Source organism: Pseudopedobacter saltans DSM 12145, from assembly GCF_000190735.1.
Taxonomy (GTDB): Bacteria; Bacteroidota; Bacteroidia; order Sphingobacteriales; family Sphingobacteriaceae; genus Pseudopedobacter; species Pseudopedobacter saltans.
Genome location: NC_015177.1, coordinates 487,926 through 510,161 on the forward strand (window position 1 = coordinate 487,926; position 22,236 = coordinate 510,161).

21 protein-coding genes are annotated in these 22,236 nt (G+C 35.9%); 9 read left to right on the forward strand and 12 right to left on the reverse strand.

The features are described 5' to 3' along the window. Positions 1-13: 13 nt before the first annotated feature. Together PEDSA_RS02020 and PEDSA_RS02025 are read right to left on the reverse strand one after the other, a co-directional pair. The gene (locus tag PEDSA_RS02020) at positions 14-322 is read right to left on the reverse strand and encodes a winged helix-turn-helix domain-containing protein (protein WP_013631483.1); all 309 of its coding nucleotides are present in this window, start codon (positions 320-322) and stop codon (positions 14-16) included. Next, positions 319-939 (reverse strand): hypothetical protein, encoded by a 621-nt coding sequence (locus tag PEDSA_RS02025; protein ID WP_013631484.1) that lies wholly within the window; start codon positions 937-939, stop codon positions 319-321. Before PEDSA_RS02025 ends, PEDSA_RS02020 begins: the two co-directional genes overlap by 4 nt. 124 nt (positions 940-1,063) lie before the next feature. Here PEDSA_RS02025 and PEDSA_RS02030 point away from each other — a divergent pair, with 124 nt between their 5' ends. Further along, on the forward strand, positions 1,064-1,534 hold the full coding sequence (locus PEDSA_RS02030; protein ID WP_013631485.1) for a gluconokinase: 471 nt from the start codon (positions 1,064-1,066) through the stop codon (positions 1,532-1,534). Positions 1,535-1,735: 201 nt separating this feature from the next. Here PEDSA_RS02030 and PEDSA_RS02035 read toward each other — a convergent pair whose 3' ends face one another. Then, complete coding sequence (locus PEDSA_RS02035) at positions 1,736-2,236, reverse strand: GtrA family protein (RefSeq protein WP_013631486.1); 501 nt, start codon at positions 2,234-2,236, stop codon at positions 1,736-1,738. Between the two features lie 29 nt (positions 2,237-2,265). After that, complete coding sequence (locus PEDSA_RS02040; RefSeq protein WP_245546811.1) at positions 2,266-5,487, reverse strand: amidohydrolase family protein; 3,222 nt, start codon at positions 5,485-5,487, stop codon at positions 2,266-2,268. 61 nt (positions 5,488-5,548) lie between these two features. Here PEDSA_RS02040 and PEDSA_RS02045 point away from each other — a divergent pair, with 61 nt between their 5' ends. Next, positions 5,549-7,432: a RecQ family ATP-dependent DNA helicase gene (locus PEDSA_RS02045; RefSeq protein WP_013631488.1), complete on the forward strand. Its 1,884-nt coding sequence runs from the start codon at positions 5,549-5,551 to the stop codon at positions 7,430-7,432. Between the two features lie 207 nt (positions 7,433-7,639). Here PEDSA_RS02045 and PEDSA_RS02050 read toward each other — a convergent pair whose 3' ends face one another. After that, entirely contained in the window at positions 7,640-8,170 is a 531-nt protein-coding gene (locus tag PEDSA_RS02050; RefSeq protein WP_013631489.1) for an REP-associated tyrosine transposase, read from the reverse strand. 89 nt (positions 8,171-8,259) lie between these two features. After that, complete coding sequence (locus PEDSA_RS02055; protein WP_013631490.1) at positions 8,260-8,643, reverse strand: hypothetical protein; 384 nt, start codon at positions 8,641-8,643, stop codon at positions 8,260-8,262. Between the two features lie 83 nt (positions 8,644-8,726). Between PEDSA_RS02055 and PEDSA_RS02060 the strand changes: the two genes are divergently transcribed. Continuing rightward, on the forward strand, positions 8,727-9,962 hold the full coding sequence (locus PEDSA_RS02060; protein ID WP_013631491.1) for a DEAD/DEAH box helicase: 1,236 nt from the start codon (positions 8,727-8,729) through the stop codon (positions 9,960-9,962). A 103-nt stretch (positions 9,963-10,065) separates the two neighbouring features. On the opposite strand, the gene PEDSA_RS02065 is transcribed toward PEDSA_RS02060, so the two are convergent. The 3 genes from PEDSA_RS02065 to PEDSA_RS02075 form a co-directional block, all read right to left on the reverse strand. After that, complete coding sequence (locus PEDSA_RS02065) at positions 10,066-10,710, reverse strand: uridine kinase family protein (RefSeq protein WP_013631492.1); 645 nt, start codon at positions 10,708-10,710, stop codon at positions 10,066-10,068. Continuing rightward, positions 10,700-11,458 carry a LysM peptidoglycan-binding domain-containing protein gene (locus PEDSA_RS02070; protein ID WP_407635956.1) on the reverse strand — a complete coding sequence of 253 codons (759 nt, stop codon included), beginning with the start codon at positions 11,456-11,458 and terminating at the stop codon, positions 10,700-10,702. Before PEDSA_RS02070 ends, PEDSA_RS02065 begins: the two co-directional genes overlap by 11 nt. Before the next feature lie 218 nt (positions 11,459-11,676). Beyond that, positions 11,677-12,423, reverse strand: coding sequence for a DUF4905 domain-containing protein (locus PEDSA_RS02075; RefSeq protein WP_013631494.1), 747 nt, complete (start codon positions 12,421-12,423; stop codon positions 11,677-11,679). 115 nt (positions 12,424-12,538) lie between these two features. Between PEDSA_RS02075 and PEDSA_RS02080 the strand changes: the two genes are divergently transcribed. From PEDSA_RS02080 to PEDSA_RS02090, 3 genes are all read left to right on the forward strand, one after another. Beyond that, positions 12,539-13,867 (forward strand): NfeD family protein, encoded by a 1,329-nt coding sequence (locus tag PEDSA_RS02080; protein ID WP_013631495.1) that lies wholly within the window; start codon positions 12,539-12,541, stop codon positions 13,865-13,867. 5 nt (positions 13,868-13,872) lie between these two features. After that, positions 13,873-14,355 carry a Dps family protein gene (locus PEDSA_RS02085; RefSeq protein ID WP_013631496.1) on the forward strand — a complete coding sequence of 161 codons (483 nt, stop codon included), beginning with the start codon at positions 13,873-13,875 and terminating at the stop codon, positions 14,353-14,355. A 163-nt stretch (positions 14,356-14,518) separates the two neighbouring features. Next, positions 14,519-15,145: a Uma2 family endonuclease gene (locus PEDSA_RS02090; protein ID WP_013631497.1), complete on the forward strand. Its 627-nt coding sequence runs from the start codon at positions 14,519-14,521 to the stop codon at positions 15,143-15,145. Between the two features lie 51 nt (positions 15,146-15,196). On the opposite strand, the gene PEDSA_RS02095 is transcribed toward PEDSA_RS02090, so the two are convergent. The 3 genes from PEDSA_RS02095 to PEDSA_RS02105 form a co-directional block, all read right to left on the reverse strand. Beyond that, a complete protein-coding gene (locus tag PEDSA_RS02095) occupies positions 15,197-16,066 on the reverse strand; it encodes a hypothetical protein (protein WP_013631498.1) in 870 nt (289 codons plus the stop codon). A gap of 96 nt (positions 16,067-16,162) precedes the next feature. Then, positions 16,163-17,629 carry an OmpP1/FadL family transporter gene (locus PEDSA_RS02100; protein WP_013631499.1) on the reverse strand — a complete coding sequence of 489 codons (1,467 nt, stop codon included), beginning with the start codon at positions 17,627-17,629 and terminating at the stop codon, positions 16,163-16,165. A gap of 65 nt (positions 17,630-17,694) precedes the next feature. Next, on the reverse strand, positions 17,695-18,693 hold the full coding sequence (locus tag PEDSA_RS02105) for a hypothetical protein (RefSeq protein ID WP_013631500.1): 999 nt from the start codon (positions 18,691-18,693) through the stop codon (positions 17,695-17,697). 202 nt (positions 18,694-18,895) lie between these two features. On the opposite strand from PEDSA_RS02105, the gene proS reads away from it, so the two are divergent. The 3 genes from proS to PEDSA_RS02120 all read left to right on the forward strand — a co-directional run bounded on the left by proS (position 18,896) and on the right by PEDSA_RS02120 (position 22,235). Beyond that, positions 18,896-20,368, forward strand: coding sequence for a proline--tRNA ligase (gene proS / locus PEDSA_RS02110; RefSeq protein ID WP_013631501.1), 1,473 nt, complete (start codon positions 18,896-18,898; stop codon positions 20,366-20,368). A 218-nt stretch (positions 20,369-20,586) separates the two neighbouring features. Continuing rightward, positions 20,587-21,105 (forward strand): hypothetical protein, encoded by a 519-nt coding sequence (locus PEDSA_RS02115; protein WP_013631502.1) that lies wholly within the window; start codon positions 20,587-20,589, stop codon positions 21,103-21,105. A 149-nt stretch (positions 21,106-21,254) separates the two neighbouring features. Next, positions 21,255-22,235 carry a glycoside hydrolase family protein gene (locus PEDSA_RS02120; RefSeq protein WP_013631503.1) on the forward strand — a complete coding sequence of 327 codons (981 nt, stop codon included), beginning with the start codon at positions 21,255-21,257 and terminating at the stop codon, positions 22,233-22,235. Position 22,236: the final 1 nt, after the last annotated feature.

Consider the following 22,236-nt stretch of genomic DNA (forward strand, 5'->3'; position numbering starts at 1 on the left):
AAAATTTAGTTGGTTAAATATTGTTTTTTTGTTGTTTGATTAAATTTTCCAAAGCTTCCAGATGTTTTTTAAATGCCTCCCTGCCTTTAGCAGATGCCGCATATTGGGTGTTAGGCTTGCGGCCTATAAAACTTTTGGTAACAATAATATATTCTTCCTTTTCCAGTGCTTTAAGATGGGATGCAAGATTACCGTCTGTAGCGTTTAGCAGTTCTTTCAGAGCATTGAAATCATAATACTCATTGGCAACCAGAACGCTCATAACCTGTAACCTCAAACGGTTTTCAAAAGCTTTATCAAATTGTTCTAACGAAATCTTCACTTGTTGTATTTAAAATGCATCATAGAACCATATATAATATGCAGGATGCCAAAACCTATTGTCCAAAAAATGATACCGTAACCGGGAAATAAAGCCGAAAGTAAACCCAGTGCAATTTCACAGAACCCTAACCATTTCACATCAGAGAAAGTATAATTGCTTCCTGATATTAAAGCCAGTCCATAAAATAAAAGGCAAGCGGAAGCTATTATACTATAGTCCCCACGATAAATTAATATTAAAATAAACAGTCCGCCTGTAAATAGGGGAATGGCCAGACTTGTTAATAGGCGTTTGCTTACGGGATTCCAGAAATTTTCACCTTTTTTTCGAACCTGTCTGATGGTAAGCCAAACTCCGGTAGCCAACGAAAGTATAAGGACTGCAAAGGCAACTAAAAATAGTTGACCTAATACTTTAGGATCGTTGACGTAATGATTTCTGTATTCCAGAGCTGAATGCGGGACATAAACAATTTTATATCCGAGGAAAGCACCAATTAAGGCATAAACACCAGCCATTATACCAGATAACCCACTTAATGAAATGAATTTGGAGGAACGCTCCATTAAGTTCCTGATAGAACTAAGCTCTGAATAAATATCTTTTTCTTGCATTTGAAAAGAACTTTGAATTGCAAAGTAAAATATAATATTTTAATAATCCAATAAGGTATTTAAAAAAATGTATTACAAAATGACGTAATAAAGTATCTTGCTTTATTAAAAAATAAGGGAATAAATGCTCTATATCATAGCCGGTGTATCCGGATCGGGGAAGACTACTTTAGGGAAATTGTTAGCAAAGCGTTTAGGCTTGTCTTTTTATGATGCGGATGATTTTCATCCGCATTCTAACATTGAAAAAATGAAAAGTGGGCAGGCATTAACTGATGAGGATCGGTTTCCGTGGCTGCTAACTTTGCATGATAACCTGTTAACATGGGATAAACAGGGGGGAGCAGTTTTAGCCTGCTCTGCATTGAAAGAGAAGTATCGTAGCATTTTAAGCGGATATAATGAAGTCGAGATAAAATGGATCTTTATAGTAGCAGATAACTTATTACTAAAACAGCGTTTGGAAAGCAGAAAGAATCATTTCTTTAATCCAATTTTACTTGAATCGCAATTGAAGGTGCTGGAATTACCGGATTATGGGCTTAAAATACCTGCCGATTTAGATTTGGAGAAACAGTTGGATATGATTATTTGATATCGTTTACAACCTGTTTTTTGAATTTTTATAATTCTATATTTGCGTTATGAAATCTGATGAAAAGAAACTGCTGAAAGTAATTGCTATTTTTCTTGTATTCTTCCTCGTTTTGGGATATGTGTTTTTCTACTTTATGAAAAGTTATCTCTAAATATTAAGTGTCAAGTATCAAGAAATTCTGAATCTTTCCTTTTTAGTCTATGGTTTTTTCTGTCTAAAAGAAAAATTCCTTTGGCTTAGATAGCTGAAAGCTGTAACCAATACATTTGTAATAATAAAAGATATGGTTGGATACCAATGCAAATGTTCAACAAAAAGCTTCATGAACATGTAGTTTAACAAAATACAGATCATTACCACAGCAAAATACCTGAATAACTGGATTCTCTTTTTTAAATAGGAACCATTGAATACTACAGCAAAGCTTAAATAAAAACCGATAGGAGTGGTAATCATAAATGCTATCAGCCATGCTGCAATATGTGGGCTTATAGCTATAAAAGGTAAGTGGATAATTTCTTTTTTTAGTATAAAATTATACGAAATAAAATAGATGAATATATTCAAAACCTGATTTCCGCCTCCGCAAGCCGCATATCTAAAGGTTTGCAAAGGCATAAAACGTTTGAACAGCGGATAAAAACTGTCTATTATCGCAATAAGTACAGATCTGATAAAAAGATGGAGGTTCTTTAACATTTGTTCCGGCAAATATACAATTCAAATGATTATTCGCAATCAGGAACAGAGAAGGTCCATGTTTCCGCATTTTTACTGAAATCCATGTAGTTCTCGCTATTATTGAATTGCCACCAGAATTTGTTTATCGGTTTGATATCCTGTCCAAGCTCATTCATCGATTCAGCATCATAAAGTCTGCCATTTACCATTACATACTTGATGCTTTCTGTATTTCTGATATCCTGAAGGGGGTCTCTGTTTAAAACAATTAAATCTGCTAATTTTCCTTTTTCCAACGAACCTAATTCTCTATCCATTCCCAGATATTCGGCACCATTAATAGTAGCGACTTTTAGAATGTCGTGGGGCTTCATTCCACCTTGTCCAAGCATCCAAAGTTCCCAATGTGCACCAAGCCCCTGTAACCTTCCGTTTGAACCTAGATTGACTTTTGTTCCGCCGTTAGCTATTTGATTCACTACTCGGGAAATGTCGATATGGCCATAATCTCCATATTCAGAAGTTGTTCTTCTTCTTGATTTGCTATCTACTAAATGTCTGGGTATAAAGTTCAAAAGCTTTTGATTCTCCCAAACGTTGATGCGATCGTACCAATAGTTTTCGCCAAACTGACTTCCGTTGGCAATAATTAAAGTTGGTGTATAAGAAGTTTTGCTGGCGTTCCAGAACTGCGATACATCTTTATAAACCGGTAATACAGGAATGTTATGTTCAATACTGCTATGTCCATCGGCAATCATATTCATGCTTGTGAAAAAGTCGTATTCTCCTTCGGGGATGATCATCATTTTTTGTTCTCGGGCAGCCTGAACAAGTTGTTGTCTCTGATCTCTTCTGTACAAACCACTGGATTTTAAAGTAAAGGTTCCAATAGCCTGCATTCTTTTCAGGTGAGATTTTATTTCTGCCAAATTCTGAAACCCGGTTTTAATTTCGGTGTCCTTATCTCCGGTAATGGAACCTGCTGCAAAAAGACGGGGACCAACCAATCTACCGGCTTTAATCATTTCTGCCTGGCTAGATGCCATTTCCATATTGGTAGAAGGATCATGAGCTGTGGTTATTCCATAAGCGAGATTTGCATAATATGCCCAGTTTTGCTGTGGAATAATTCCGTCGGGACTGGTTTTTAGATGTGCATGTACATCTATAAAGCCAGGTATTATTGTTTTTCCGTAAGCAGGATAAACAATTGCATCGTCCGGAATGTTTACTTCGTTATCTTTTCCGATTGCTACTATTTTGTTCTGATCAATAAGGATCGTTCCATTAGGGATAATTTCGTTATCCTTCATGGTGATGATTGTCGCTCCTTTAAAAGCTATTTTATGTTGCGGTACATCAGTTTTTAATGTAAGTGCTATTTCTAGACCAAGCGTATCCGATTTATCCTTCGTATCATTAGAAAAGGCTAAAGCATCTTTAATTTCTTTGGTGTAATATCTGGAACCTAAAGTCCAATGCAAAGCCTTGCTTTCTTTGTTCCAATGGATGTAGTTTCCAACATCGCCAGACACCTTTTTAACAGGGAACGATTTTGTGTTGGAAGCCAACTCTGTACCATTCGCTGTCGCAATAAATGGGGTTAAATAAATATCAAAAAGCTCGCTAAATGCTAACCAACGGTTATCAGGACTTAAAATAAATTCTGTTCCCAATTTGGTAGTATAATGCGTTCTGATATTATTGCCGGAAAGATCACAACTTTTAAGCGCATTCTTTCCGTCTTCTTTTGCCGTATAGAATATCCTATTGTCTGATTTATTGAATTGCGGTTTAAGGCCTTCTTTTAAGATCAATTTAGGTTCTCCGCCATTAGCAGATATGGTGTAAATGCCTGGGTTTTTAGAAAAGGTGAAGCCCAGCAAATCATTTCCTACACCTTTTCTATAAACGATCAAATCTCCTTTGTTGCTGAATTTTGGTGTGTAATAGAATCCTCCTCGCGGCGTAAGCTTATCGATTTTTTTACTGCTAAGATCTATTTTCATAATAGAACCTTTTAGTTCATCGTTCCAGCTTGTATAAATAATAAAGTTACCGTCGGGGCTAAAACAAGGATCAAATTCCCAGTCTGTTTCTGTCGTTAACCTTTCCGGTTTTCCGTCGGGAAGGTTTTTTACATAAATATATCCACCAGCACTAAAAGCTACTTTTTTCAGGTCTGGCGAAGTTACCAATTGCCTGATCATTTTAGCGTCAAACTCCTCGTTAAATACTTTTTGATCGTAATGTAAAGCCTCGGAAATAGTTTGTTTTACATTTACCTTAAACGGTATTTCCTGTACCATCTGGTAAAGGATATCTATTTTATTGATCTTTCCTTTTGCATAAAATATTACTGTTTTATTGTCTGGGAGCCAATTGAAGTTAGGATAAAGTCCGTACGAAGCTTTAGATTCCTGAAGATCTCTTGATAAATCGTCATACAAGATAAATTCCTCACCAGTTTCTAAATCTTGTATCATTAAATTGGTCTTTAGCTTATTCCGTTTTACATAAGCCAAATATTTTCCATTTGGAGAAACCTGAGGCCTTACTGCTCCACCAGTGCCGCCGGCAACATTTTCTACCGTTTCATCCTCCAGAATCAATCTTTTGATTTGATAGATTTCTCCATTTGGATCTTTGTTGTACTGTAAATAGGCGGGGCTAATGTCTTCGCTATAATATAATTCTTTGCCTGATTTTGAGACAAAAGGTTCTCCCAGATTTCGTTGCCCTCTTTTTCTTTGTGTCAGTTGGGTTCCTTCAAATCCGCCAGAAACATGATACATCCAAAGTTCGCCAGCTGCATTCGTTCTTCTGCCTAGGAAATTCTTTCTTGCAACTAAATACTGGCCATCGGGTGTCCAAACGGCATTATTCAATAAATTGATGTTTTCTTTTGTAATGGCTCTTTTACCCGAACCATCTGCATTCATGATCCATATATTATCTGCTCCGTCTTTATCGCTGGTATATGAAATCAGTTTGCCATCAGGCGAAAAGCGGGGTTGTACTTCCCAGGCCAGACCACCGGCAAGTAATTCCGCATCGCCGCCAGTTACAGGCATTTTGTAAATATCACCCAATAAATCAAATACGATGAATTTTCCGTCAGGACTTACATCCAAATTCATCCATGTACCTTCATTGGTGCTGAAATTTGTTGTTTTGGTAGGACCAGAGGGCTTTTCTATATTCCATTGTGCATGTAAACCGGAACTTATCAGCACAAAAAGTATAATTCTAAAAAAAGTATTCATCGGCATTTCAAAATAGCCTGCAATTTAATAAATTTTATAGCTTTGAGACGATTCTCTAAATATGTCTATACATCAAATATTAAAACAATATTGGGGCTACGACCATTTTAGACCATTGCAGGAAGATATTATAACGTCTGTAATGGAAAATTATGATACATTAGCTCTTTTACCAACCGGTGGCGGCAAATCTATTTGTTTTCAGGTACCGGCATTGGCTAAAGAAGGAATATGTATTGTAGTGTCTCCGTTGATTGCTTTGATGAAAGATCAGGTAGAAAACCTGCAAAAAAGAGGAATTAAAGCCCTGGCGATTATATCTGGCATGGGCAAACGGGAAATTGATATTGCTTTGGATAATTGTGTTTATGGAGATATCAAATTTTTATACATTTCCCCAGAAAGATTGATGACAGATCTGGTTCGCGAAAGAATCAGGTACATGAAAGTAAACCTTTTTGCAATAGACGAATCGCATTGTATTTCGCAGTGGGGGTATGATTTCAGGCCGCCCTATCTGCATATTCATGAAGTTAGATCCTTACACCCTAAAGTCCCTGTTATTGCGCTTACTGCTTCCGCAACGGCTATCGTTCAGCGTGATATTGTAGAGAAACTGCATTTTAAGGATGCTAAAATCTTTAAACAAAGTTTTGCGAGAGAAAACCTTTCTTATTCGGTTTTAATACTGGAGAATAAATTGCAGAAAATGGTTCAGATCTGTAATAATCTGAAGGGGAGTGGAATTGTTTACGTAAGGACAAGAAAGGACACTGTAGAGCTCTCTAAATTTCTAAGTCAGTATGGTATTTCGGCAGCTTTTTATCATGCAGGATTAGATGCGGAAAGCAGAAACCTTACACAGAAAAAATGGATTAGTGATGAGGTTAGGGTTATTGTAGCTACAAATGCTTTCGGTATGGGGATAGATAAGCCAAATGTGCGTTTTGTTATCCATTACGAGATGCCCGAAAGTCCGGAGGCTTATTATCAGGAGGCGGGAAGGGGAGGCCGGGATGGGCAAAAGGCTTATGCGGTTATGTTTTACCAGGAACAGGATGGCCTTATTTTTCGGAAGCGATTTGATCAAAGTTTTCCACCTATAGACGAGATAAAAAAAGTCTATCATTGCTTGTGTAACTATCTGCAAATTCCTTTTGGTGCCGGTAATGGTGTCTCTTATAACTTTAATATAGCCGAGTTCTCCTCCAGATTTCAATTGGATGTTATTATGGCAATCAGTGCGATAAAAACGTTAGAAGCGAATGATTATCTGGTAATGAGCGAAAATGCATTATTGCCTTCGCGTGTGCAGTTTCTGGTTGGTGGCGAAGATCTTTACAAATTTCAGGTAGAAAATTATAAATACGATTTTTTTATCAAAAGCCTGTTGCGTATTTACGGAGGGGTGTTTGAAAGTTTTGTAGCAATTAAAGAATCCGAAATAGCTAAACGAACCTCTTTTTCGACTACAGAAGTGACAGCGATACTAAGAGAGTTGAATAAACTGGAAGTAATTACTTATGTAGAGAAAACGGATCAGCCTTTGCTGACTTTTATGCAACCAAGATATGGTCTTGAAAATCTTTATATAGATGCTGCTTATTACAAACAGCGAAAAGAGGTTTATCAGGCTAAGATGGATGCCATGTTTGGTTACGTAGAGAGGAATGAATGCAGAAGCCAGCAATTGCTTCGCTATTTTGACGAGGATAATGCGACAGAATGTGGTATTTGTGATGTATGTATCGATAATAAGAGAGCATTACAATTGAAGAGCAAAATTATAGAGGAATTGCTGGAAGCATTGCGTATTGCTCCTCTGGATTTGGAGCAATTGGTAACTGCTTCGAAATTAGGAACAGATAATTATAGGTTAGAAGTTATACGCGTTTTGCTGGATGCAGGGGAAATTAAGCTTACAGATGGAAAATACTATTTGTGATTCTAATAGGAAAACATAATTCGATATTAAAGGATTAATCCTCCAGTCTGACCCTATAATTAATTTTGAAGCGTTGTTCCAAAGGTTTTCCATATACTACAGTTGGTTTCCATCTTTTTAGGGCCTTCAATAAAGTGCTGTTCGACATGTTCCGCAGGGCATGTCGAACTATTAAATAATATGGATTTGCAATCCACATCAGATTCTCTATATAAAAGTTGTCAATTCCAGTAATCCTTTTCTAACTCCATAAATTTCCCCACAGCTACTGTATAAATAATCCTCTTCTTTTTCTACTAAACCTGCCCTCACAGGATTATGATGGATATAATCTTGTTTAATATTAAAGAAATCCAATCCAGTGATTTCTTCGGCGTGATAACCATTCTGCCAAAAAAAAACATTCTCTTGTTTACTCAATAGCCATAACAACCAATTCCTTCTGCTTTCTTTTTTATTATCTCTTATTGCTGCAATTATTTTAGAGGAAGTGAACTTTTTAAAGTCTCTGATAATATCACTCAAATTATTTTTATTCGTCCCAATGATTAAATGGATGTGATTTGTCATTACAACCCATGAAAATATCTCAAGTCCTTTGTGTCTTTGGCAATACTTTAGACTTTCCAGTAAAATTTCAACATATTCCTTTCTCGTGAAGACATCAACCCACTGATTTACTGTACATGTAATAAAATAAATACCTTGTTGATCGTATATCCGATAAGTGAGAGCCATTATCAAATATTGTTTTTTATTTTTGAGTTGCAATAGTTGTTAGGAGGATTAAGAAATCCTCAACATTTTTAAGTTCGAGATGCGCTATGCTAACATCTCAAACAGCAAAGATGTATTCTTTTTTCAGTTTTTTCTAAGGGAGGCAATTCAAAATAGTATTGAGGAATTACTATATCTATAAATCTTGAGCCCTTATAAGGAAAATTAGGCTTTGAAGCTGGGCCTATTAATAATGTATCTTGAAAAAGTGCATTTTTCAAGGTGAATTTACCTAGATTATCTGTAAAAGTTTGAATGTTATCGGGATGGGTTTTTGAACGAATGTAAAGATTTGTTGCGGGCGTATTATCAAGGTATCTGATCGTACCGTGAATTTGTATCGTATCTTTTAAAACTACTTTTATCGTATCCTGAGCGTTTACGTTTAGAACGTTTAAAATAAAGGGTAACCAAAAAATATATTTAAAGGCCATTATAATATTGAAAATTTTTAGTTACTTGAAATTGCTTTAAATAAAGATATATATTTACAGTTGATTATCAATTCATCATAATATTGAACTTCGAAGAATTTAATTTTGTCCCTGAGCTGCAGGAAGGTTTAGACAGCATGGGATTTTCAAAAGCAACCCCGATTCAGGAACAAACTATCCCACTTGTTCTGCAGAATAAAGATATTATAGCTTGTGCACAGACCGGAACCGGAAAAACGGCGTCCTATTTACTGCCTGTGCTGAATAAAATTTATCAGAAACAAACGGAAAAGATAAATACGCTTATTCTTGTGCCCACAAGAGAGCTGGCTTTACAAATCGACCAGCAAATTATGGGACTGGCTTATTTTACTCAAGCTACTTCTATAGCCGTTTATGGAGGCGGGGATGGTGTTGACTACGAGCAGCAAAAGCGATCCTTAAGGGAAGGTGTAAATATTATTGTTGCTACTCCAGGCAGAATAATAGCACACTTGACTTCCGGTAAAATCAAATTTGATAGCCTGGAGCATTTGATTCTGGATGAAGCCGATAGAATGCTGGATATGGGTTTTTATGATGATATCGTCAGGATTATCAGTTATTTACCTCAGAAAAGACAAAACCTGTTATTTTCTGCCACTATGCCACCACGGATTCGTGGTTTGGCAAAGAAGATTTTAAAGCATCCGGCCGAAGTAAATATTGCTATATCTAAACCGTCTGAAGGTATTAATCAATTGGCTTATATGGCTTTCGATAATCAGAAAGGAAGGTTGCTGATGTCTATACTGAAAGATGGAGGTTTTAAAAGTATAATCATATTTGCTTCTAAGAAAGAAACGGTTAAGTCTATAAACAGCGAACTGAACAAGAAAGGAATCAAGTCCGAAGCATTTCATTCCGATTTAGAACAGCATCAAAGAGAGGAAATCATGAATCGGTTTAAGGGCGGACAGTTATCTGTACTGGTTGGTACAGATGTTATTTCAAGAGGTATTGATGTAGTGGGAATTGATCTGGTTGTTAACTATGATGTGCCGCCGGATCCTGAAGATTATATCCATAGAATTGGCAGAACTGCCAGGGCAGAAGCAACCGGAACGGCTATTACTTTTATTAACGATAAAGACCAGAATAAATTCCATAGGATTGAAAAACTGATTGAAAGAGAGATAGAGAAAATCCCTTTGCCTGAAGAACTGGGAGAAGCACCCGGTTATGAGCCGACAAAAAAGAAAAAGAGTAAAACTCACTTTAAAAAGAAGCCCACCAATAAAAAATGGGGTAAAAATAAAAAGGAAAAAAAAGTGGAATGAGTCGGTGATTTATCTGATTCTACCCGACTTAAAGTCGGGACAGGGTTCAGTACTCGTTTATAACTTATCTGAAACCGCTTCTGCGAGCTGTCCCGGACGTAAACTATTTTACTATTCTCAATCTTGCTCTTATGTTGTTTGATATAGTGTCTGTAACGTTTAGAATATTAGAAATTTCATTTACAGAATTATCTATTACAATATCACACGAAGACCTGTGCGGCAATAAATATTGCTCATAAGATGGCATGACATGATTATGCCATTTATATAAAATATCCTCTTCAGAATAGCCCCTTTCGATTAAATCTCTATTGAGTCGTCTTTCTAAAGCGACCTCTGTTTGGGCATCAATAAAAATCTTATAATCAAATAATGGTTTGATGTTTTCGAAATGGTAAATAAATAAACCCTCTATGATTAGGATAGGGGCAGGTTTATTCTCTAATATCTTAGGTGTTAGGTTGTCATTGTTAAAAGTATATTCTTCCATATATACCGTTTCGAAATTCATAAGCTTATCAATATCCGATTCGAATTTTTGAATATCAAAACAAGTAGGGAGGTCAAAATTGTGGAGTTTATTCTCTTCTTTGGTCATGTTTGCTCCAACGCGGAAATAGTAGTCATCCTGAGAAATCAGGCATACTTCTTCCGGAGAGAAATGATTTAAAAAGCAATTTAAGAAAAACGTTTTGCCAGACCCACTACCTCCGGCCACTCCCACAATGTACGGCTTATCTTTCATTAGGTAATCCGTAAGTTATATTTACCAAAAAGCGTTTATCTAAAGCACCTAAAGCATCTGCAACAGCTTTATTGATAACTATGATTACGTCTTTTGTAGTTTCGTTCTCTGTATATTTCCCGACAACTTTGGCAAAAACACTTCTGTTCGTCATCGGATTGGTGATCTTTACAATCGTTCCGATAGGGGCGATGCTGTGCAAAGCATAGCTTTTGGCATTTCCCAAATTTTCGTCATTGATATATACAGCGATACCTTTTTCATTTTTTTCTGTAATGCCGTATCTGTTTCTTTGTATGTTAAGGTTGTCGCCGGAAGAGTCTGTAGAATCTACATACCTGATTTTATTAGGTGTCTCCTGCACAGGTGGAGGAGTGTTTCTTACGATTTCTGGTTTGCCCTGGCTATTGGTTATTACCTCTGGCTTAATGCTAACAGATTCGTTAACTAAAACTTTTAAAGTTTGTCCAACGTTAAGATTATTTGCCGATAAGTTATTCAACAACTTTAAGTCGTCTACACGCATATTGTATTTGCTGGCAATAGCATATAAAGTTTCTTTGGGTTGTACAACGTGTGTAGTTTCTTTTTTGCCGCCTGTTGTGGTTTTAGGTGTCTCTTGTGCATTATTATTGTTGCCAGGCCTGTTAGTGAAAACCACCGGAGGTTTAGTTATTGAAAAGTCTTGCTCTGTAGGTATTTTAATTACCGACCCAATTCCCAGAGGAACATTGTTATTAAAATCCATGATTTTTTTAGGAGCAATGTTGTATCTTCTTGAAAGGGAGTAGTACGTTTCCTTGGGCTCTATCTTATGAAGAATGATCTTTTTTCCAGATAGATTTTCTATACCAATTGAATCTCGCGTTGAGGAAGCCGATGCGGCATATGTGAATATAGAAAATGTAAATATTAGAATGTTTTTAAGCTTCATTTATAAAAATCTTATCTGTAAAAACTTTACAATTATAATAAATAAACAACAATTTCTGATTTGTCCTTAATGTAAACCAGTCTGTTGAACCATACAAAGAACGTATCGGGGGATACTTTTTGTATATCTTTAGCAAGATAATCGGTAAAAATTAAATTACCTTCCCTGTAGATTTCCAGTATATGATTGATGGTGTTTTCTTGCTTTTTATATCCAGATCTGATGTCTAAATCGTTGATTTTTAGCTCTTGATAGCATTGGGTTATTTCCTCACTGAAATGAGAATCCGGAATCTGGATTTTATTAATTATTGTGGGATATTCTGAAATTTCTTCCTGCTTTACGTTTTTTAGTAACAATCCTGTTTCGGGATCCAGTAGTTCAAACCTTCGAGGCTGTATTCTGGAATTAAAAGCTAATATTCCTTTGTAAGAAATATTCTCGAGTACATAGTTATAGTTTTCCCAAAGTATATTTTGATTACGGAGGTCAAATGCAATAATGCCTTTTCTGGCGGGACTAAATTCGTTTTCGAATTGGTAAAAGTAAGCTGTGGTTTTATAAATTCCGGAAATGCCAATAAGCCATTTTTCCTCAAAAACCTTATCCTTCATCAGAAATTGGCTTTTTTTAAAGTCGTAGGCATAGAAATAAACTTCTTTGGTATCTGTTCGGCTTTCTACAAGTAGGATCTGCTCTTCGTCATCTAAAACAATTTTCCATATAATTCCCTTTACTGTTTCAGAGATTAGCTGCTTAAATGTATCTTTATTGAGCATATAGCTTCAAAAATATAAAATAAAAGACAATAACTACAAAGACGCCAAGCATACAGAGGTAAATTTAAATTCTGTGAACCTTGATATTCTTTGCGTTTTAAAATAAATACTATTGATGAAAAGGATATTATACTTGATTTGCTTTTTATTGTTTCAACAAACTTTAAATGCACAAACTAAGGTTTACCAATTTGAAATAAAAGACGAGATTAACCCGGCTACCTGGAGGATTGCAAAGAAAGCGATAGCCAATTCAAAAGCAGATAAAGCGGAGGTACTATTACTGGAACTGAATACTTTTGGCGGAATGTTGGATTATGCAGATTCAATCCGTACAGCATTGCTCAATTCAGATATAAAGACTATTGTCTTTATTAATAATAACGCAGCATCTGCGGGTGCATTAATTTCTTTGGCTTGTGATAAGATATACATGCACAGAGGAGCAAGTATTGGTGCTGCCAGTGTAGTTAACGGAAGTGGAGAAGTGCTGCCGGAAAAATATCAATCTTTTATGAGAGGGTTAATGAGGACAACGGCCGAAACAAAGGGCCGCGATCCCCAAATAGCGGAAGGTTTTGTTGATCCGGATATAGAAATCCCGGGAGTAAAGCCAAAAGGTAAGGTATTAACCTTTACTACATCCGAAGCACTGGCTCATAAGTTCTGCGATGGAGAAGCAAACTCTATAAAAGAAGTATTACAAAAGGAAGGCATAAATCAGCCTGACATACACACCTTTGTTCCATCAGTTCTGGATAAAATTATTGGTATATTACTTACACCAGCAATTTCCGGTTTATTGATATTGCTGATTATAGGTGGAATATATTTCGAATTACAAACCCCCGGTATTGGTTTTGCGCTCATTGTTTCCATTGTATCGGCCTTGTTATTTTTCGCTCCGCTTTATCTGGAAGGACTTGCTGATAATTGGGAAATCGTAATTTTTGTATTGGGAGTCATATTTCTCATTTTAGAAATATTCCTGATTCCGGGCTTTGGGATTTTTGGTATATTGGGAATCATATTTATGATTAGTGGCCTGGCATTAAGTCTGGTTACAAATGATTTTTTTGATTTTAACGTAAGTTCTGGAGAAAGACTTGTGAATGCATTTTTGTTGGTAATAGGTTCTGTAATTGGGTCTATTGTTTTGTCGGTAATTTTTGGAGGAAACATTTTAAAATCGAAGGTTTTTAAAAGATTAGTCCTGACGGATGAACAGAAAGCCGGACATGGCTATCAGGTAAATAAACCGTCGATGGAATTGATAGGTAAACAAGGCTTTGCTAAAACTGCTTTAAGACCTTCTGGTAAAATAGATATCGATGGCATATGGTATGATGCGGTTTCTAATGACGGTTTTATTGATAGCGGTATTCCAATAATTGTAAACAAAATAGAGAACTACAACGTTATAGTTAAAAGACTAAATTCATAAAAAATATGGCAACAAATAAAATAGGACTTAACGACAAAGAGGTTGTAGAACTTGTAGATTTATTAAACGATTTATTGGCAAATTATCAAATACATTATCAAAAATTACGTGGATGTCATTGGAATGTGAGAGGAAATGACTTCTTTACATTGCATCTTAAATTCGAAGAATTATATAACAATGCTCAATTAACAATAGACGAATTGGCTGAACGTGTATTAACACTGGGTAAATCTCCGCATAGCACTTATGCAAATTATATCAAGGTATCTAAAATTAAAGAAATTAATACAGAAGGGCTGGCTCCAAATAAGATGGTGGATGCTATACTTGAAGATTATAAGGTATTGTTGGATTTAGAGAGAGAAATCATAGAAACGGCATCCGAGAATGTAAACGATGAAGGTACAGCCGATATGATTACCGGATTTGTAAAGTTTCAGGAAAAAACCAGTTGGATGCTTAGAGCCTACAACGGTAATAAATAAATGTATACCAAATTTAGTTAGTAAAAGCCTTTCTTACAACTATTAGAAAGGCTTTTTTGTTGCTAAATAAATCAGTTTTTTGTTTGATGCTTATGGGGATATCCTTATATTTGTTAGGGATGTTTGTCGAAAAAAATTAGTATATATAACCTGAAATGAAACCATGAAACAAACCAAGCCATACAATACGTTTGGGGAAAGTCCAGTAGAAAAGCTGGAAGACCTGGACTTGTCATTGACTTATAATTATTCCAATTATTTAAATTGGTTTTTTAGCGATAGAGTAGAACTCTTAAAGGGAAAAATATTCAAAATGAGCCCTGCGCCTTCCAGATACCATCAACAGGTTTCGGGTAAGGTATTTGTTGCTCTTGCAGTATATCTGAAAAATAAATCTTGTAAGATTTATGCCGCTCCTTTTGATGTACGTTTCCCAAAAGATAGTAAAGCAGATAAGGATATTTATACCGTTTTGCAACCTGATATATGTGTAATATGCGATTTGGCTAAGTTGGATGACAGGGGTTGTATAGGTGCTCCGGATATTGTGGTTGAAATACTTTCTCCTGGAAACAATAAAAAAGAACTGCTAAATAAATACAAAATATATGAAGAATTTGGAGTGAAAGAATATTGGATTGTAAGTCCATCAGAAAAGACTTTCTTTAAATACACTTTGGGCGCTGATGAAAAATATAAGCCATCCCGCTTGTTTACCTTAAGTGAAGAAATAACTTCTGATATTCTGGCAGGGTTTAAATTAAATCTGGATGATGTTTTTGAAGACTAACGTCGAATATTTATTGTCCTGTTAAAGCGCAAATAATATTTCTGAATGTAATTAATAATAAGTGATTTCTCGCTTAGTTATTTGTACAGGTTTATCATCTATCATTACACTTTTCTTGAGCCAATTCCCATATTTGTCAAAAGATTCATATTTAAAAGTTCTGGAATATATATTGTCGTCTAGTTTTTTACGTGGAGACCCACCTATAAAAATTATATTAGAATCAAGGGCTAATATTAAATTATTTCGTTTATCGTATGTATAAACAATTTTACTTGTTTTAATTCTGTTAGAGTCGTAATTACTTTCTTGTATTCTTTTGTTTTGCTGGTCGTATATATATTCGTTTATTTTATCTAAACTACCATCAGATTTATACCATAATTCTTGTATACAATTGCTCCGTTTATCATAATTGTAAATTACTTTTGAGCTTAGTTTTTCTCTGATATCATAAGAATACATAGTATCTCTTTTTCCAAACTTGTTATATATAAATCGAAATACAAGGCGATTTTTTGAATATACACACTCAATGAGATTTTGCTTATTGTTGTAGCTATATTCAGAGAAATTTCCAGAACCTCCTTTTTTATCAATTGTTGATGCTATTCTCCCTTTTTTGTCGTAGGTGTTTAAGGAAAGAACAATGCGGTTTTGTTGATTATACATAGAAATACCCTCTATGTTGCCAGAGTTATTAAAGCTGTATATTGATTTATAGTCCCAGTTAGTATTTAATCCCTCATTATTTTTATCTGCCTTATATTCATAACAAGTAGTGGACTTAACCTTACCTTTTAAGTTGCTACTTTCTAAATCATTTTGATATTTGCCAGATACTTTTACCGAGCGATCTTGTGCAGCTACATTTGAGTAGTTTATACCAATGAGAATAAGCAGTAAAAGAAAGCGTTTCATATTTCTAAGCCAGATTATATTATACCAGAAAGGGTGCAAAGAATATGAAGATAGTTCCCCTTTGTTCTTAGCACCCTTTTAATATAGTTTTTTTATTTAAAATCTCGCTCCAAAAGTTAAAGAAACTCTGGTTGTTGTTTTTGTAATATCTGCGTAAGGCTCATTTCCCCCACTTAATGTATATGCACTATAACCATCTTTGTTATCATAAACCATTACAGCAGCATCAATAGAGTAATTTCCTACTCTATAGCCAAAGCCACCAGAATATCTGTTTACAGAATTATCAACACTACTTTTAACATAAGGATCTCCCATATGACGGTAACCCGCTCTAACAGCAAATTCGTTGCTTACTTTATATTCTGCACCAACACCAAAGTTCACTACATCTTTGTAATTGTTTTGAATGTAGTTGTTAACATTTCTGTCGGTAGCTGATTCATTGGAAGTGAATTTTATGGTTGAATAGTCTACAAAATTAACATCAGCACTTATAAAACCTTTTTGACCAAATATATAAGAGATACCACCATTTAATTTTAAAGGTGTTCTTAGATTGTAATTGAAGTTAAAGTCTTGATCCTGAGATACAGAAGTATTAAAGGTGTTTAAAAAATCTATCCTTTCGTAATAAGTATCTGTTAAATCATAATAAGTTGGAGTTTCCAGCGAAAGACCTAGTCTTAGTTCGTTAACAGGCTTTAAAATAGCGCCAATTTTAAAGTTTACACCTGAACCTTCAGTATTATAAGATTTTAAAAAATCGACATTATACGGAGATCCATTATCAGCAAATAAACTGGACTCGTTTAATGTTTCCTGCGATTTATAATTTAAAGACGCAATTCCGACCCCAGCTCCCACGTAAACATTATTCCCAAAATTCAAACCAAACGATAGATCTAAATTTGATTGTCCTCCCGATCTCAAAATATTCATGTTCTGGTCTCCATCACTATAAGTATTTGGTGCGTATTTGCCAGTATTATCTTGATCAAATAAATAACCTTGCCAACCTCCGTAAACGATATTGTCTGATAATTTTTCCGGATCAGAAGCGCCATCCCTATTGGCAGCTTCGGCTAAGTAATCTCCTAAACCATTTTCAAAAGTTACACCAGAAAACCGAATCTTATTCTTGAAAAAATTATTTTTCTGATAGCCAATACCGTAATTAACAGCTACTAATCCTTTTTTTGTATTATCTCCAAATTTAGAAACCGGAGAATGGAATACAATCCCAATATTGTTTATAGTGGGGTTAAACACAGAGCTAGAGGTAGATTGGCCTAAAAATTCAGATTTGTTTTTGTAATTATTTAGCCCTACGGTAAAAGCAAATTCAGACCTGCTAAACATACCTAGCCCCGCAGGGTTACCGTAAATAGAACTTAAATCGCCTCCCATTGATGTTTGTTGCCCACCTAAAGCCCCAAATCGGGCAGTTGTACTGCTTTCAGTTCCAGAAAACTTTAGCGCATCTCCTTCATATTGTGCAAAAGCCTGCTGTGAAGAGGCCCCCGCAACCAATAATAACCCTAATATATTTGTTAATTTCATGATGCTTAAATATTAAAATGAACGGATAATAAAAGTCCGCTTGCCGGACAAGCGGACTCTTAAATTTATCTGGATGGTCTTCCGCCACCACCACCGGAGCTTCCTCTACTGCTACCGCCTCCGGAAGATGAACTTCCGCCACCCCATGAAGAAGGTGATTGTTGCGGAGGAGGAGAGTATCTCTCTGGTCTGCTTTGTGGTCTTGAAGACTCGGTTGGAGCCGGTCTTTCTACTCTTTGAGGAGCTTCAGATCTGGTTGGACGAGTACCGCTTTGGCCACTCTCCGGTCTTGTCATCGGTCTGGTTGTTCCCGGGCGTTCGCTAGTACCTGGTCTGCCTACAGTACCTTCTGTTCTGGAAGGTCTTCCCTCTGGCATCTGTATTCTACCGCCAGAGCGAGTATTGGTACCGACTCTTCCTGATGAGCTACCGGTACGATCAGGTCTTACACCGGAAACGCCTCTGCTAGGTCTTGGATTATTTTCAACAACTCTGCCATTCCAAAGGCCACCATAATAGCCGCCGCCCCAATAAACTGGATTGTAAACTGAATACATTCCCCAATAATTATATCTATACGGACCATACCAAGGATTATAGGCCCAGGGATTATAATACCAGCTGTTCCATCCATATCCATAATAGAATGGATCATATCCCCAATTATTCCATCCAATTGACCAACTGTTCCAGCCCCAGTTATTCCAACCTAACCCTACGGAAAATCCAGGTCTATACCAACTGTTAGAATAAAAAGGATCATAATAGAATGGGTCATAGCTTAAATAATTGTCATAATACGAATCTCTCCAGCTGTATGGTGCTCTACGGTTAATGTCTATTCTGGACTCATTTTGATCTTCGTCATAATAATAGTCATTACCATTACTGGTTTGGTAATCCTCAATTCGTCTAGGGGTATAAGTGATTTTTTTGGCTTCGACGTTTGAACTATATACATCATCCCCACTTGAGGCGTTCTGAACAGTCGTTTGGCTAGTAGCGCAGCTTGCCAACACCAAGGCAAAGCTACCTAATAATATATGTGTAATCTTCGTTTTCATTTCCCTCAGATTTAGTTCCTTAAATATAGCTAACATCTCTCTCTAACTCATACGTTTTAAGTAAATATTACGATACAAAGATATTGACTGCATCGAGACAAAAAGGTTTAAAATATTAACAAGCTTAATCCGCCTAATATTTTTTAACTTTGGCAGCATTAAAATCAAAATAATAGATACAAAAAATATTCCAACATAGTTTATGAGCAAAGGATTAACAAGTAGAGCTGAAGATTATTCACAATGGTATAATGAATTGGTAGCTAAGGCCGATTTGGCAGAGCATTCCGCAGTTAGAGGCTGTATGGTAATTAAACCCTACGGTTATTCTATTTGGGAAAAAATGCAATCTGTTTTAGACCAGAAATTCAAAGAAACAGGACATTCAAACGCTTATTTTCCTTTATTCATTCCAAAGTCATTTTTCTCAAAAGAGGCATCTCATGTTGATGGCTTTGCGACAGAATGCGCTGTTGTAACTCATTACAGACTAAAAAATGACGGAACAGGAAATATTATTGTTGATGAAGAGGCTAAGCTGGAAGAAGAATTGATCGTTAGGCCAACTTCAGAAACTATTATTTGGAATACCTATAAAGGCTGGATTCAATCTTATCGGGATTTACCTATTCTGGTTAATCAATGGGCAAACGTAGTGCGATGGGAAATGCGTACAAGATTATTTCTGAGAACCGCTGAATTTTTATGGCAAGAAGGGCATACTGCACACGCTACAAGGGAAGAAGCGGTAGAAGAGACTGAAAAAATGCTTGAAGTTTACGCTGATTTTGCGGAAAACTGGTTGGCATTACCGGTTGTAAGAGGTAAAAAGACTGCAAACGAGCGATTTGCAGGGGCATTAGATACTTATTGTATAGAAGCATTAATGCAGGATGGAAAAGCATTGCAAGCAGGTACGTCTCATTTTTTAGGACAAAATTTTGCGAAAGCTTTTGATGTGAAATTTACAAGCAAGGAAGGTAAACAAGAATTTGTATGGGCTACTTCGTGGGGAGTTTCCACGCGTTTAATGGGGGCTTTAATTATGGCTCATTCTGATGATGCAGGTTTAGTTCTTCCTCCAAAACTAGCGCCAATTCAAGTCGTTATTGTACCGATTAATAAAGGGGAAGAAGAATTGGCCAGAATAACAGTGGTTGCAGATGATATTATTGCTCAATTAAAAGCGAAAGGTATTTCTGTTAAATATGACGACAGGGATACACAAAGACCGGGCTTTAAATTTGCAGAGTATGAAATGAAGGGAGTACCTGTTCGTTTAGCTATAGGAGGAAGGGATTTGGATAATAATACCATTGAAGTAGCGAGAAGGGATACCAGAACGAAGGAAACAATGTCCAGAGATAATATAGCAGATGTTGTAGAAAGTCTATTGGAAGAAATACAAAATAATATTTATCAAAAGGCACATAGGTTTAAAGAAGAGAATACAACTAAAGTTGATACTTACGAAGAATTTAAGCGTGTTCTTGATGAGAAACCGGGTTTTGTAGCTGCTCATTGGGACGGAACTTCTGAGACAGAACAAAGAATAAAAGAGGAAACAAAAGCTACTATCAGGTGTATCCCTTTAAATAATGAACAAGAAGAAGGTGTTTGTATCCTGACAGGAAAGCCTTCTACTCAGCGGGTTTTATTTGCGAGAGCTTATTAGTAAAAGATTTAATCATATTTTATTGAAAGGTGAGAGGCTTTGGGTTTCTCACCTTTTTTATTGCATGAGGTTTAAAGACGTAATAAAAAATCACATAATAATATCCATAATACATTACCAATAAATAATAGAAAATCAGCTGGATAAAAATAGTGTGTCAAAAACATTAATGAACAATTACTGTTAATGTTTTATCTAAAACAAAAAAAATATTAAATATGAAAAAATTAGCATTTTTAGCAGTTATGGCATCTGCTTTAACTTTTGCGGCTTGTAATAACAATGCCAAACAACAAACTGCGGGCGAGCAAGTAGATAATGCTATTGACTCGTTAGATAGATCTGTAAATAAGGCTGAATCGGAAATGAAAGAGAAGGTAGACAAAGCACAGAAAGAGCTTGATGAAGCGATTGCCAGAGGGGATAAAAAAGCGGAAGAAGAAGCCAGAAAAGCTCTTGATGAAGCGAAAGCCGCTTGGGCAAAAACCAAAGAAGCCGCCAGTTCTGCTGCACAGGATATTAAGCAAGGTGTTGATAATGCAGTTGAGAGTGCAAAATCTACAGCACAGGATGTAAAAGATAAAACTAAAGAGGCAGCAAATAAAACTGAACAAAACCTTAATCAGGCAAAACAGGACGTTAAAGATGCAGCTCATGGAGCAAAACAAGATGTAAAGAATGCTGCAGATAAGGCTGACCAAAAAATGCAGAATGTAAAAGATGCCTTAAAAAAATAATAGTTAAAATATTGATTTAAATGAAAAGGAGGGTCTTAAATTGGCTTCTCCTTTTTTTATTCTAAGCCAATAGGAGATACTATATCGCGTTTTTGGCTTAATTGATTGTTTTAAATTATTGCTTTATTGCCCTGTTAAATTATCAGAAGATGAAGCGCATTATATTATCACAAATTTTCCTTGTATTGTTTATAGCATTGGCAGCTACTAGCAATGCTCAAACATTGAAAGATGCCATTAAACCGGCAGTAAAGAAAGGTGGATTTAAGATGGAAGGCTATATTTTATGGTGTCCTACAGTTATAAAAGTTGGAGATACCTACCATATGTTTGCTTCCAGATGGCCGGAAAAATATGGCTTAGGCGGTTGGACCAAGTATTCTGAAATAGTTAGAGCAACCTCTAAAGACTTACTCGGGCCTTATACTTTCCAGGAAGTAGTGATACAAAAAAGAGATGGTTATTGGGATAATGACAGGGCACATAATCCTAAAATTGTAAAAGCAGGTGATAAGTACGTTCTGTATTATATTTCAAGTGCTAACGAGACTGGTTATGCGTGGTCTAATAATATTACCGGTCCATGGAAAAGGTCTGATTCTATTATTATGTCGTTTTCTAATCCTGCTCCATTAGTTCATAAAGACGGAAGTGTATATGTCTTTGCTCGCAAATCCATTAATGATATTAGAATAGCACAGGGTGCAACTGCCCCAAAATTTGATGGAAAATATACCATTCTTAACAATGGAGAGAATCTTTTACCAGGTAAAAATCAATTGGAGGATCCTACGATTTGGTATGCCGATAAACAGTATAATGTTATTTTAAGCGATTTTAGAGCTGACGCTACAGGAGTTGGCAAGAACGGAGCCCAATATTATTCTAAAGACGGTGTAAATTATAAATTACTTTCCAAAGAATCCGTTTATACAAAAACTGTAAATTATGATGATGGTTCGGAAACGACTTTTAGGAGAAGAGAAAGGCCTTTTGTTTTTGTTAACGAGAAGGGAAAGGTTACAGCTTTTTTTACAGCCTGTCTTAAGCAGGATGCGGATGGTAAAGAGCAGTCATGGATAGAAGTAAACCCTGTCGATAATTATACTGCGCCGAAGATGAAGGATTAAT